At 72.6% G+C, this 12118-nt stretch carries 15 protein-coding genes; 12 read left to right on the forward strand and 3 right to left on the reverse strand.

Annotation, left to right across the window (positions count from 1 at the left end; translation table 11 throughout):
* Nucleotides 1–54 precede the first annotated feature (54 nt).
* A complete protein-coding gene (locus WYO_RS02100) occupies nt 55–1689 on the forward strand; it encodes an alpha-D-glucose phosphate-specific phosphoglucomutase (protein WP_007558455.1) in 1635 nt (544 codons plus the stop codon).
* Between the two features lie 10 nt (nt 1690–1699).
* Here the strand turns inward: WYO_RS02100 and WYO_RS02105 are convergent, their stop codons facing one another.
* Complete coding sequence (locus WYO_RS02105) at nt 1700–2197, reverse strand: GNAT family N-acetyltransferase (protein ID WP_007558457.1); 498 nt, start codon at nt 2195–2197, stop codon at nt 1700–1702.
* A gap of 198 nt (nt 2198–2395) precedes the next feature.
* Between WYO_RS02105 and rpsD the strand changes: the two genes are divergently transcribed.
* The gene (rpsD, locus tag WYO_RS02110) at nt 2396–3013 is read left to right on the forward strand and encodes a 30S ribosomal protein S4 (RefSeq protein ID WP_007558459.1); all 618 of its coding nucleotides are present in this window, start codon (nt 2396–2398) and stop codon (nt 3011–3013) included.
* Nucleotides 3014–3120: 107 nt separating this feature from the next.
* On the opposite strand, the gene WYO_RS02115 is transcribed toward rpsD, so the two are convergent.
* The gene (locus tag WYO_RS02115; RefSeq protein ID WP_007558461.1) at nt 3121–3393 is read right to left on the reverse strand and encodes a hypothetical protein; all 273 of its coding nucleotides are present in this window, start codon (nt 3391–3393) and stop codon (nt 3121–3123) included.
* Between WYO_RS02115 and WYO_RS30615 the strand changes: the two genes are divergently transcribed.
* From WYO_RS30615 to WYO_RS02125, 3 genes are all read left to right on the forward strand, one after another.
* Complete coding sequence (locus tag WYO_RS30615; RefSeq protein ID WP_128754916.1) at nt 3392–3607, forward strand: hypothetical protein; 216 nt, start codon at nt 3392–3394, stop codon at nt 3605–3607. The two genes, WYO_RS02115 and WYO_RS30615, sit on opposite strands and share 2 nt — an antisense overlap.
* Nucleotides 3604–3951 (forward strand): DUF2293 domain-containing protein, encoded by a 348-nt coding sequence (locus tag WYO_RS02120; RefSeq protein ID WP_007558462.1) that lies wholly within the window; start codon nt 3604–3606, stop codon nt 3949–3951. The genes WYO_RS30615 and WYO_RS02120 overlap by 4 nt, the downstream gene beginning before the upstream one ends.
* A 165-nt stretch (nt 3952–4116) precedes the next feature.
* On the forward strand, nt 4117–5424 hold the full coding sequence (locus tag WYO_RS02125) for a nucleotide disphospho-sugar-binding domain-containing protein (RefSeq protein ID WP_007558464.1): 1308 nt from the start codon (nt 4117–4119) through the stop codon (nt 5422–5424).
* 15 nt (nt 5425–5439) lie between these two features.
* Here WYO_RS02125 and WYO_RS02130 read toward each other — a convergent pair whose 3' ends face one another.
* A complete protein-coding gene (locus tag WYO_RS02130; protein WP_007558466.1) occupies nt 5440–6372 on the reverse strand; it encodes a LysR family transcriptional regulator in 933 nt (310 codons plus the stop codon).
* A gap of 107 nt (nt 6373–6479) precedes the next feature.
* On the opposite strand from WYO_RS02130, the gene WYO_RS02135 reads away from it, so the two are divergent.
* From WYO_RS02135 to WYO_RS02165, 7 genes are all read left to right on the forward strand, one after another.
* Nucleotides 6480–7238, forward strand: coding sequence for an SDR family oxidoreductase (locus WYO_RS02135; protein WP_007558467.1), 759 nt, complete (start codon nt 6480–6482; stop codon nt 7236–7238).
* 127 nt (nt 7239–7365) lie between these two features.
* Entirely contained in the window at nt 7366–8202 is an 837-nt protein-coding gene (locus WYO_RS02140) for an alpha/beta hydrolase (RefSeq protein WP_007558470.1), read from the forward strand.
* A 56-nt stretch (nt 8203–8258) separates the two neighbouring features.
* A complete protein-coding gene (locus tag WYO_RS02145) occupies nt 8259–8654 on the forward strand; it encodes a limonene-1,2-epoxide hydrolase family protein (protein WP_007558471.1) in 396 nt (131 codons plus the stop codon).
* Between the two features lie 150 nt (nt 8655–8804).
* The gene (locus WYO_RS02150; protein WP_007558473.1) at nt 8805–9014 is read left to right on the forward strand and encodes a TOBE domain-containing protein; all 210 of its coding nucleotides are present in this window, start codon (nt 8805–8807) and stop codon (nt 9012–9014) included.
* 111 nt (nt 9015–9125) lie between these two features.
* A complete protein-coding gene (gene tsaD, locus WYO_RS02155) occupies nt 9126–10187 on the forward strand; it encodes a tRNA (adenosine(37)-N6)-threonylcarbamoyltransferase complex transferase subunit TsaD (protein WP_007558475.1) in 1062 nt (353 codons plus the stop codon).
* Nucleotides 10184–11068, forward strand: coding sequence for a GNAT family N-acetyltransferase (locus WYO_RS02160; RefSeq protein WP_007558476.1), 885 nt, complete (start codon nt 10184–10186; stop codon nt 11066–11068). The genes tsaD and WYO_RS02160 overlap by 4 nt, the downstream gene beginning before the upstream one ends.
* The gene (locus WYO_RS02165) at nt 11065–12057 is read left to right on the forward strand and encodes an NAD(P)H-dependent glycerol-3-phosphate dehydrogenase (RefSeq protein WP_007558478.1); all 993 of its coding nucleotides are present in this window, start codon (nt 11065–11067) and stop codon (nt 12055–12057) included. Before WYO_RS02160 ends, WYO_RS02165 begins: the two co-directional genes overlap by 4 nt.
* Nucleotides 12058–12118 lie beyond the last annotated feature (61 nt).

The raw sequence follows: 12118 nt of genomic DNA on the forward strand, positions 1-12118 counted from the left end.
ACGCCGGGCCCCCGGGCGGGCATTGAGGCGGAAGATTTAGGGAGACGCCCGTCCATGACGACTCCGACGACCGTCGACACCACGCCCTTCCCCGACCAGAAGCCGGGCACCTCCGGGCTGCGCAAGAAGGTGCCGGTGTTCCGGCAGCCGAACTACGTCGAGAATTTCGTCCAGGCGATCTTCGACACCCTGCCCGACAAGGCGGGCGCGACCCTGGTTCTGGGCGGCGACGGGCGGTTCCTCAACCGCGAGGTGGTGCAGAAGACCCTCCGGCTCGCCGCCGGCAACGGCTTCGGCCGGGTGCTGGTCGGGCGCGGCGGCCTGCTCTCGACCCCGGCGGCCTCCTGCGTGATCCGCAAGTCCGGGGCGATCGGCGGCATCGTCCTGTCGGCGAGCCACAATCCGGGCGGGCCGGACGGCGATTTCGGCATCAAGTTCAACGCCGCCAATGGCGGCCCGGCGCCCGAGACGGTGACCAACGCGATCTTCGAGCGCGCCAAGGCGCTCACCCGCTACAGCCTGGTCGAGGCCCCGGATCTCGACCTCGACACCCTGGGCGAGACCCGGCTCGGCGCCATGACGGTTGCGGTCATCGACCCGGTGGCCGATTACGCCGAACTGATGCGGACGCTGATCGATTTCGACGCGGTGTCGCGCCTGTTTGCCTCGGGCTTCCGCATGCGCTTCGACGCGATGAGCGCGGTCACCGGCCCCTACGCCACCGCGATCTTGGAAGGGATGCTCGGCGCGCCCGCCGGCACGGTGGTCAACGCGATCCCGAAAGAGGATTTCGGCGGCCATCACCCGGATCCGAACCCGGTCCATTGCCACGACCTGTTCGACCTGATGCAGGGGCCGGACGCCCCCGATTTCGGCGCGGCGTCGGACGGCGACGGCGACCGCAACATGATCGTGGCCCCGGGCCTGTTCGTGACCCCGAGCGACAGCCTTGCCCTCCTCGCCGCCCATGCCCACCGGGCCCCGGGCTATGCGGGCGGGCTGGCCGGCATCGCCCGGTCGATGCCCACGAGCCGCGCCGCGGACCGGGTCGCGGCGGCTTTGGGCATCCAGGCCTACGAGACGCCCACCGGCTGGAAGTTCTTCGGCAACCTGCTCGATGCCGGCCTGATCACCCTGTGCGGCGAGGAGAGCGCCGGCACCGGCTCGAACCACGTGCGCGAGAAGGACGGGCTCTGGGCGGTGCTGCTCTGGCTCAACATCCTGGCCGTCACCGGCGAGCGCGCCGACGCGCTGGTGCGGGCCCATTGGCGGACCCACGGGCGCGACTACTACGCCCGTCACGATTACGAGGAGGTCGAGTCCGACGCCGCCAACGGCCTGATGGAGGCGCTGCGCGAGAAGCTCGCCGGCCTGCCGGGCACCCGTATCGGCGACCTCACGGTCTCGATGGCGGACGAGTTCGCCTATCGTGACCCGGTGGACGGCTCGCTCACCGAGCGCCAGGGCATCCGGATCGGCTTCGCCGAGGATGCCCGCGTGGTCTTCCGCCTCTCGGGCACCGGCACCGCCGGGGCGACGCTTCGGGTCTATCTGGAGCGCTACGAGGCCGATCCCGCGCGCCTCGACCTGCCGGTCGCCGAGGTGCTGGCCCCGGTGGTGGCGGCGGCCCGCGCCCTCGCGGAGATCGAGCCCCGCACCGGCCGGGCCGAGCCGAGCGTGGTGACCTGACCGGGACCTCTCAGGGGGCTTGGCGCTCTGTCGCCAAGTCCTTCACCATGTACACGGTGATGTCGTCGTCCAGCGTCCGGCCCGGGCCGTCGTAGAGCGCCTCCCGCTCCACCCGGTAGCCGAGGGCCGCGTAGAGGCGCAGGTTCGCCGTGTATTTTTTATTCGTGTAGAGGCGCAGCCGCGGGAGCCCGGCCTCGGCCGCGATCGACTCGGCGTGGGTCAGGAGCGCGGTGCCGTAGCCGCGGCCCTGACAATCCGGATGGACCGCGACGTTGACGATCAGCAGATCGTCGTCTCTGCGCAGGGTCTCGATCAGCGCCGCCAACCCTTCGCCGGATCGGAGCAGGTCAAACCGGTGATGCCGCACGGCCTGCGCGTAATCGGCCTGCATCGGGGTCGGCAGGCGGCCGATCAGCGGGATCCACTTGGCGTAGGCCGCATCCACCAGCGCCCGGATCGCCGCCGCGTCCGTTGGCGCCCCGCGCTGGATTCCGAATGTCTCGGCCACGCCCAAAAAACCTCCTGTGGTTGACCCCGACCGGTCCTTACCCTAAAGACCCGGCCGTCGATGGGGCTCCGCACGGGGCCCCGTCGCGTTTTCACGCGCACCCGTGGGCGGGATTCTCCCGCCCTGTCGTCCCCGACCTGAATGTCCGGGAAAAGGAGGGCGCGTTCCTCAATCTCGGTCTCGAGAGGACGCGAAGAAATGTCGAAGCGGATTCAGGCGAAGCACAAGCTCGACCGCCGCATGGGCCAGAACATCTGGGGCCGCCCGAAGAGCCCCGTCAACCGCCGCGAATACGGCCCCGGCCAGCACGGCCAGCGCCGCAAGGGCAAGATGAGCGACTTCGGCACGCAGCTGCGCGCCAAGCAGAAGCTCAAGGGCTATTACGGCAACATCACCGAGAAGCAGTTCCGCCGCTACTACGCCGAGGCGATCCGCCTGCGCGGCGATTCCGGCGAGAACCTGGTCGGCCTGCTCGAGCGGCGCCTGGACGCCGTGGTGTACCGGGCGAAGTTCGTGGCGACCCCGTTCGCGGCGCGCCAGTTCGTCAACCACGGCCACGTCAAGGTCAACGGCGTCCGGGTCAACATCCCGAGCTACCAGGTGAAGGCCGGCGACCTCATCGAGGTCAAGGAGTCGTCCCGCCAGCTCGAGATCGTCATCGTGGCGACCCAGCTGCCCGAGCGCGACGTGCCGGACTACATCGAGGCCGATCACGCCAAGATGACTGCCCGCGTCACCCGCATCCCCAGCCTGTCCGAGGTGCCCTACCCGGTGCAGATGGAGCCGAACCTCGTCATCGAGTTCTACTCCCGCTGATTTTTGGGATCACATCCCGGCGCCGAGCCGGTGGCGGGGTGTGTTTCGGAACGTCGACGAACAAGAAAGGGGCTGCCCGCAGGGGCGGCCCCTTGTCGTATGCGGGCTCAGCAGCCGTTGCAGATCGTCCCCATCGTGTGGCGCATCTTGCTGTCCCACGCCTTGGAGCGGGCTTCCGCGGCCTTCTGCGCCTTGATCATCGCGACCTCGTTGACCGGCCGGGACGTGCCCGTGACGGCCGGGCTCGGCGGCTTGGTCTGGCCCGTCGCGGTGATCCGGCGGCCGACCCGGGCGCCGTCCGGATTGGCCGGGCTCTGGGCCAGGGCCGGCGGCGCCCCGAGCAGGACGCCCAGGATCACCGCGTGACGGATCGTTGCCATGGACCTGATCTCCCCGACGGCGGGTTGTCTGCCTGCCCCGCCTCAACTGCCGATGACATTAGTGCCGCATCAGAGCGCGTTGCAATTGGATGCGGCGCTAAGCCTTTGTCGTGATGCGCTGGCGCGTGCCGAAGCGACATCCGCTGGGACGGCGCGCGCTGTAGCCGCCCGCGGCGGCGAAATCATGGTGCCCGGGCCGGAGGCCGCCCGGTGAGCGCCCCCCTGCCCCCGCCCCGGAACCGCCGCGAGGCCGTGGCCGAGGCGCTCGCCCGCATCGCCCCGCGCCTGCCCGCCTTCGAGGCCGACGCCACCCTCGACCGGGCGCTGGCGAGCCCGGGCCTGCGCGGCGCCGCCCCCGAGACGGCCGCCCGCCTGGCCCTGGTGACCTATGCCCGCCACGTCTTCACCGATTACGACGAACTCCTGGGCGAGGGCTACGACCGCGACAGCGCCCGGCACTTCGTCCTCGACGACCTCAACGCGGCCCTGATCGCCTGGGGCGCCGCCCCCATCCCGGAGGCGGAGGCCGAGGCCGATCCCGAGGGGGACCCGGATTAGCCCGGCGTTACGCCTGTAACCGGATCTCGGGCGGGCGAAACGCTGCCGTAGCCTGCGCGGCGCAGACACCCGGACAGGAACGGGACCGGTCGCCCGGCGCCGCGCGCAGGCCGGCGCGGCGCGCGGCCTCGTCATCGCCCGCTCCGTCACAGCAGCGGGTACCGCATGAAGATCCTGTTCGCCGCCACACCGGTCGCCGGCCATTTGAACCCGCTGCTCGCCATCGCGCGCATGGTCCTGGCGCGCGGCGACGAGGCGGCGGTCGCCACGGCCACGTATCTCCGGCCCGCCGTCGAGGCCTCGGGCGCCCGCTTCCTGCCGTTCGATCCCGGCGCGGATCTCGACCTCACCCGGATCGAGGACGTGCTGCCCGAGCGCGCCAGCCTGCCCCCGGGGCCGGAGCAGCTGCGCTACAATTTCGAGCGCCTCTTCCTCGATCCGATGCCGGCGCAGGCCGAGACGCTGCGCCGGATCATCGTGACGGACCGCCCCGACATCGTCGTGGTCGACGATCTGTTCTTCGGCACGACGCCCCTGTTCCTGGATCGCGCGAGGCCCCGGCCGCCGATCGTCGCCTGCAGCATCACGATCATGGTGGCGGACAGGCCGGACGGCGCCCCGAGCATGATCGGGCTGCCGCCGGCGCGCGACGCGGCCACGCGGGAGACCTACGCGGCCATGGCGGCCGGCGCCGAGGCCGTGTTCGGTGCGCCGGTCCGCGCCTACGCGGATGCCAAGCTCGCCGGGATGGGGTTGCCGCCGCTGCCCTGCTCGGTGCTGCACTCGCGCCATCTCATGGCCGACGCGTTCCTGCAGACCACCGTCCCGGCCTTCGAGTACGATTTCGGGTCGCTGGCCGGCCATGTCCGGTTCGTGGGCGCCCTGCCCCCGCCCCCGCCGCAGCGGGATGCCGCGCGGCCGGATTGGTGGGGCGAGCTCGACGGATCGAAGAAGGTCGTGCTCGTGACCCAGGGCACCGTCGCCAACGTCGATCTCGGTGAGCTCGTCGAGCCGACCCTCGCGGCTTTGGCCGGGCGCGACGACCTGCTGGTGCTGGTCACCACCGGCCGCCGGCCGATCGAGAACGTGCGCGGACCGATCCCGAAGAACGCCCGGCTCGCCGAGTTCCTCGATTTCGCGGCGCTGCTGCCGAAGGTCGACGTGCTGGTCACCAACGGCGGCTACGGGACGGTCCAGCTCGCCCTGCGGGCCGGGGTGCCGATCGTGGCGGCGGGGCGCACCGAGGACAAGGCCGAGGTCGGCGCGCGGGTGGCCTGGTCGGGCGTGGGGCTCGAGATCCCCGCGCAGCGGCCCGGGGCCGAAGATCTGCGCGCGGCGGTCGAGCGGATCCTGTGCGAGCCGTCCTACGGCGCGCGGGCGCGGGCGATCGGGGCGGACATGGCGGCGATCGATACGCCGGCCGCGATCCTCGGCATCCTGGACGACCTCGTCGCCAAGGCCCGGGCGGCCTGACCTTTCAGGGCCGGCTCAAGACGCCGAAAGCCCCGAGAAACGCTCGGCCAGGCGCTGCTCCCGGAAGGAATCGGTGATCCAGTCCACGAAGGCCCGGGTCTTGGCCGGCAGCAGCGTCCGGCTGGCGTAGTAGAGCGAGATCGCCCCCGCATCGGCGTACCAGTCCGGCGCGAGCCGGAGCAGGCGGCCGCTCTTGAGCGTCTCCACGACGTCGGGCACCGCGACCATGGCGACGCCGAGCCCGAGCAGGGCGGCCTGCTGCATGGCGTCCGGGTCGTTGACGATGATCGAGGCCGGCAGCGGCGCCGGCCTCTCCGCGCCCGCGGCGTTGCGCATGGTCCAGCGCTGGAGGCGGCCGGTCCGGAGCGAGCGCATGACGATGCCCTGCAGCGCCTGAAGCCCGGTCGGGTCGGCGGGCAGCGCGCGACCGGCCATGTAGGCGGGCGCGGCGACCGCGATGACGTGGGCCGGGGCCAGGGTATGGGCGATGAGGCCGGGGGACAGGTCGAACCCGGCCCCGATCGCGGCGTCGTAGCCCTCGGTGACGAGATCGACCCGCCGGTTCTCGAAGTGCCATTCCGGGCGGATCCGCGGATGGCGGGCGAGGAAGCCGGGCAGCAGCGGCAGGAGATGCATCGTGCCGAAGGTCGGCGCCATGCTGACCTTCAGGGTCCCGGCCGGCTCGCCGCCCAGGGTGGCGAGCCCGGCGATCGCCGCCTGGAGACTCTCCAGGTTGTCGGCGATCGCGAGGCGGAAGGTCTCGCCCGCTTCCGTCAGGCTGAGCTTTCGCGTCGAGCGGTGGAACAGCCGCACGCCCAGATTCCGCTCCAGCATGGCGACGTTCCGGCTGACCGCGGCCGGCGTCAGCGACAGGCGCCGGGCGGCCTCCGAGAAGCTGCCGTGCTCGGCGCTGCGGATGAAGGATTCCAGGTTGGCGAGGGTTTCCACGATGGCGCCTTCAATCGTTGGTTGAAGGTGTACCAAGTGCATTCCGGCTACACCACGGGGGAATGCATCGGCCATACCGGCGTCACCGGAGCAGCAGGAGTGACGCCGTGGGCCAGGATTCTCAACCCCTCGCGGGCAAGGTGGCCCTGGTCACCGGCGGATCGCGCGGCATCGGCGCCGCCATCGTGCGCCGCCTGGCCCGGGACGGCGCCGACGTGGCCTTCAGCTACGCCGCCTCGCGGGGGCGGGCCGACGGGATCGCCGGGGAGCTCGCGGCGCTCGGGCGCCGGGCGCTCGCCATCCAGGCCGACCAGGGCGACATCGCCGCGGTCGCCGGCCTGGTCCGGCAGGTTCACGCCGCGTTCGGGCGGCTCGACATCCTGGTCAACTCGGCCGGCGTCTTCGTCACCGGCCTGGTCGACGACCCGACCGCCGACCGCGCCGCCTTCGACCGGCAGCTCGCCATCAACGTGACGGGCGTCGCCGCCGCGGTCCGGGCCGCCGCGCCCCTGATGACGGCGGGCGGCCGGATCGTCTCGATCGGCACCACGGGCGCCGACCACGTCCCGTTCGCGGGGGCGGCCGATTACATCGCCACCAAGGCCGCCGTGGCGGCCTATACGCGGGGCTGGGCGCGGGATCTCGGTCCCCGCAACATCACGGTCAACCTCGTGCAGCCGGGGGCGATCAACACCGAGATGAACCCGGAGGACGGACCCTTCGCCGAGACGCTGAAGGGGCTCGCCGCGCTCGGCCGCTACGGCCAGCTGGAGGACATCGCGGCCGCGGTGGCGTTCCTGGCCGGTCCCGATGCCGGTTACGTGACCGGCGCCACGCTGAACGTCGATGGCGGCCAATCCGCCTGATCCCGGCATCCCGGCATCGATTGTGGATCCCCCGCCCTCGGTGCCCGCACCATCATCGTCCTGAAACGATCGGCGCTCTACTGGTCATCGGCCCGCGTCGATCCGGAAAGCGGCAAGGAGTACCCGCATGCCCTTCGTATCCACCCCCGATGGCGTCGAGATCTTCTTCAAGGACTGGGGCCCGCGGGACGCGCAGCCGATCGTCTTCCACCACGGCTGGCCGCTCTCCGCCGACGATTGGGACGCGCAGATGCTGTTCTTCGCGGCACACGGCTTCCGCGTGGTCGCGCATGACCGGCGAGGTCACGGCCGGTCGGCCCAGGTCTCCGAGGGTCACACGATGGACGATTACGCCGCCGACGCGGCCGCCGTCGTCCGGCATCTCGACCTGCGCGCGGCCATCCATATCGGCCATTCCACCGGCGGCGGCGAGGCGGCGCGCTACGTCGCCCGGTATGGCCAGCCGGAGGGCCGGGTCGCCAAGCTCGTGCTGGTCAGCGCTGTGACGCCGCTCATGCTCCAGACCGCCGACAATCCGGGCGGCCTGCCGGTCGCGGTGTTCGACGGGTTCCGCCAGGGGCTCGCCGCCAACCGGGCGCAGTTCTTCCTCGATGTGCCGACCGGCCCGTTCTACGGCTTCAACCGCGCCGGCGCGACGATCCACCAGGGCGTGATCCTGAACTGGTGGCGCCAGGCCATGATGGGCAGCGCCAAGGCGCATTACGACGGCATCAAGGCCTTCTCGGAGACCGACCAGACCACGGACCTCCGGGCGATCACCGTGCCGACGCTGGTCCTGCACGGCGAGGACGACCAGATCGTGCCGATCGACGCCGCCGCCCGCGCGGCGATCAAGCTGCTGCCGAACGGGACCCTGAAGACCTATCCGGGCTTCAGCCACGGCATGCTGACCGTCGCGGCCGAGACGCTGAACCCCGACATCCTCGCCTTCATCCGGGGCTAGGCCGCCCGGCCCCGCCGCCGCGCCCCCGATCCCGGACCCAGGACACGAGACCGCCGATGCCCACGGACATGCCCGAAGCCGCCCTGGTGCGGCGCTTCTTCGACCGGATCAACGCCGACCGGTTCGACGCGGCGATCGATCTCCTGGCCGAGGATGTCCTCTACCACAACATCCCGCTGCCGGAGATCCGGGGGCGGGAGAACGCCCGGCGCTTCCATAAGGATTTCGGGATCGGCAGCCGCATCCGGGTCGAGTGGCGGCTCCTGCGCCTGGCCCAGGACGGCGATACCGTGCTGACCGAGCGATTCGATCTGTTCACCGACGCGCAGGGCGGCCGGATCGCGCTGCCGACCATGGGCAGCCTGCGCGTCGTCGGCGGCGCGATCACGGAATGGCGGGACTATTTCGACCTAGCGAGCTTCGAGACACAGGCCGCCGCCCTGCGGGGCTGACGCCGCTCGGCGCGGGCTTGCCCCGGGCTGGCCTCGGCCCGGCGGCGCCGCCCCGGGGTGGTCGCGCCGACCCGCGCCATGTTGTAGGAGACGCCCCGGACGCCGCCCGGTGCGGCCAGGGGGGCTTTCCAGGGAGCTTTGCGGCACAGCATGAAGATCAGCGCGCGCAACGTCATCAAGGGCACGGTGGTGTCGGTCGACAAGGGCTCGACCACCGCCCACGTGAAGATCGAGATCAGCCCCGGCCAGGTGATCACCGCCTCGATCACCAACGAGGCGGTCGATTCGCTCAAGCTCGTGGCCGGCGGCCCGGCCTACGCGGTGGTGAAGGCCTCCGACGTGATGATCGCGGTCGACTGAGCGGCCGTTCGGTGCCCGGGCGGTCATTGCGCCCGCCCGGCGCCCGGATTACGCCCGCCCGGCAGGCTTCCGGGCGGGGGCCTGCAGGTCCGTTGATCGAGGGAGTGGCCCGTGAAGACCGTGCTCGGCATCGAGACCACCTGCGACGAGACCGCCGCTGCCGTGGTGTCCGTCGATGAGGACGGCGCCGGGCAGATCCGCGCCAACGAGGTCCTGAGCCAGATCGCCGAGCATGCCGCCTATGGCGGCGTCGTGCCCGAGATCGCCGCCCGCGCCCATGTCGAGGTGCTCGACCGGCTGATCGCCCGCGCCCTCGACCGGGCCGGGATCGGCTTCTCCGACCTCGACGGGATCGCGGTGGCGGCCGGGCCCGGGCTGATCGGCGGCGTGCTGGTCGGCCTCGTCACCGCCAAGACCCTGGCGCTGGTGACCCGCAAGCCGCTGCTCGCGGTCAACCATCTGGAGGCCCACGCGCTCACCGCGCGGCTCACCGACAACCTGCCCTTTCCGTACCTCCTGCTGCTGGCTTCGGGCGGCCATACCCAGCTCGTCGCCGTGCGCGGGGTCGGCGATTACGTGCGCCTCGGCTCGACGGTGGACGACGCGATCGGCGAGGCCTTCGACAAGGCGGCCAAGCTGCTGGGCCTCGGCTATCCCGGCGGCCCAGAGGTCGAGCGCATGGCCGAATCCGGTGATCCCGAGCGCTTCGCCCTGCCCCGGCCGATGCTGGGCCGGCGCGAGGCCGATTTCTCCCTGTCGGGCCTCAAGACCGCCCTGCGGATCGAGGCCGAGCGGATCGCGCCGCTGGCCGAGCGCGACGTCGCCGACCTGTGCGCCAGCTTCCAGGCCGCCGTGGTCGACGTGGTGGTGGACCGCGCCCGGGTGGCCCTGCGCGCCTTCTCGGGGGTCGCCGACCGGCCCACCGCCCTGGTGGCGGCGGGCGGCGTCTCGGCCAACGGCGCGATCCGGCGGGCGCTCGCGGCGCTGGCCGGCGAGGCCGGCCTCGGCTTCGTCGCCCCGCCCCTGCCGCTCTGCGGCGACAACGGCGCCATGATCGCCTGGGCCGGGCTGGAGCGGCTGCGCCTCGGGCTCGTGGACGACCTGACCGCCCCGGCCCGCCCCCGCTGGCCGCTCGCCGCCGACCCGGCCCGGGACGCGGTCCCGGCCGGATGAGCGCGGCCGCGGATCGGCGCGCGCATTGGCGGGATCTCGTCGCGCGCCGCCTGCCCGAGGCCGCCCGGCCCGGCTGGCCGGTCCATCTCGACCATTGCTTCGCCCGCATCCTCCTCGACAATGCCTGCGGCGGCCCCTGGCGCGACAGCGTGGCCGCGCCCGCCCATGCCAACATGCCGGCCGACGGCCTGGAGCGCGCCATCGAGCTCGGCGAGGCGGTGCTCGACGGCCGCGCCGACCTCGCCCTGCTGAACCACCGCTCCCTGGCCTGGCGCGGCAAGATTTGGCGCGGCAAGATTTGGCGCGGAAAGATCGCCACCGCCCCGGTGCCGGTCCATCTCCACGACGGCGACCTGCTCCTGCGCCGCTGGCGCCCGGCGGACACGGCCCCCTTCGCGGCGCTCAACGCCGACCCGGTGGTGATGGAATTCTTCGCGCGGCTGCGGACGGAGGCGGAGAGCGCCGCCGAGGCGGGCAGCTATGACCGGCGCTTCGTCGCGGACGGGTTCGGCCCCTGGGCTCTGGAATGGGACGGGCGGTTCGTCGGCTTCGTCGGCGCCTTCCGGATCATGCGGTCCATGCCGTTCCCGGGGGGCGAGCGGATCGGCGCGACGATCGAGCTGGGCTGGCGCCTCGCCCGGGATGCCTGGGGCCACGGGCTGGCCACCCGGGCCGCGCGGCTGACGCTGGCCGACCTCGCCGGGCGCTGCGGCATCCGGACGGTCGTGGCCTATGCCGCGTCCGGCAATCGCCGCTCGCAGGCGGTGATGGAGCGCCTCGGCATGGTGCGGGCGGAAACGTTCGCGCATCCGGGGGTGCCCGAGGGGCCGCTGCGCAGCCACGTGCTCTATCGGCTCGACCAAGCGGGGGTTTCGGCATGAGCGCACCGATCAACGTCGTCGGCGGCGGCGCCTGGGGGACGGCGCTGGCCAACGCCGCCGCGGCCGCCGGGCACCCGGTCTCCCTCTGGCTGCGCGACCCGGAGGCCGCCGCCCGGCTCGAGGCCGAGCGGGAGAACCCGCGCTACCTGCCGGGGGTGCCGCTTCATGCCCGGATCGCCGCGACGGCGCTCCCCGAACAGCTCGCCGGCGCCCGGGCGACCCTGCTGGTCGTGCCGGCCCAGACCGTGCGCGGCGTGCTGGAGGCCTTGCGCGATCCCCTGGCCTCGGCCGGGCCGGTGATCCTCTGCGCCAAGGGGATCGAGCGCGGCACCGACAGCTTCCTGAGCGCGGTGGCCGCGCAGGTCCTGCCCCCGGGAACGCCGGTGGCGGTCCTGTCCGGCCCGAGCTTCGCGGCCGACGTCGCCCGCGGCCTGCCCACCGCCGTGACCCTGGCGGCCGCCGATCCCGGGCTCGCCGCCGCCTTGAGCACGCTGCTCTCGGGGCCGAGCTTCCGGCTCTACCACACCGATGACGTGCGCGGCGTCGAGATCGGCGGCGCCGGCAAGAACGTGCTGGCCATCGCCTGCGGGATCGTGGCCGGCCGGGGGCTGGGCGAGAGCGCCCGGGCGGCGCTGATCGCCCGCGCCTTCGCCGAGCTGATGCGCTTCGCCCGCGCCTTCGGGGGCCGGCCCGAGACCCTGATGGGCCTGTCGGGCCTCGGCGATCTCGTGCTCACCGCCTCCTCGCCGCAATCGCGCAACTTCGCCTTCGGCCAGCGCCTCGGCGCCGGGGCGACCCCGGAGGCGGCCGCCGGCGGCAAGCTCGCCGAAGGCGCCTTCACGGCCGCAGCCCTCGCCGGCTTGGCGGCAGCCCGGGGCATCGAGATGCCGGTGGCCCAGGCCGTGGCCGCGATCGTGGCCGGCCAGGCCGGCGTCGAGGACGTGATCGCCGGCCTGCTGGCCCGGCCGCTCCGCGGCGAGACGGATTAGGGTCTGAGTTTACGCAGCTTGACCATGAGGTTGCTGCTTTCGACCCACAACAGCCATGTGG

Source organism: Methylobacterium sp. GXF4 (assembly GCF_000272495.1).
GTDB classification, from domain to species: domain Bacteria; phylum Pseudomonadota; class Alphaproteobacteria; order Rhizobiales; family Beijerinckiaceae; genus Methylobacterium; species Methylobacterium brachiatum.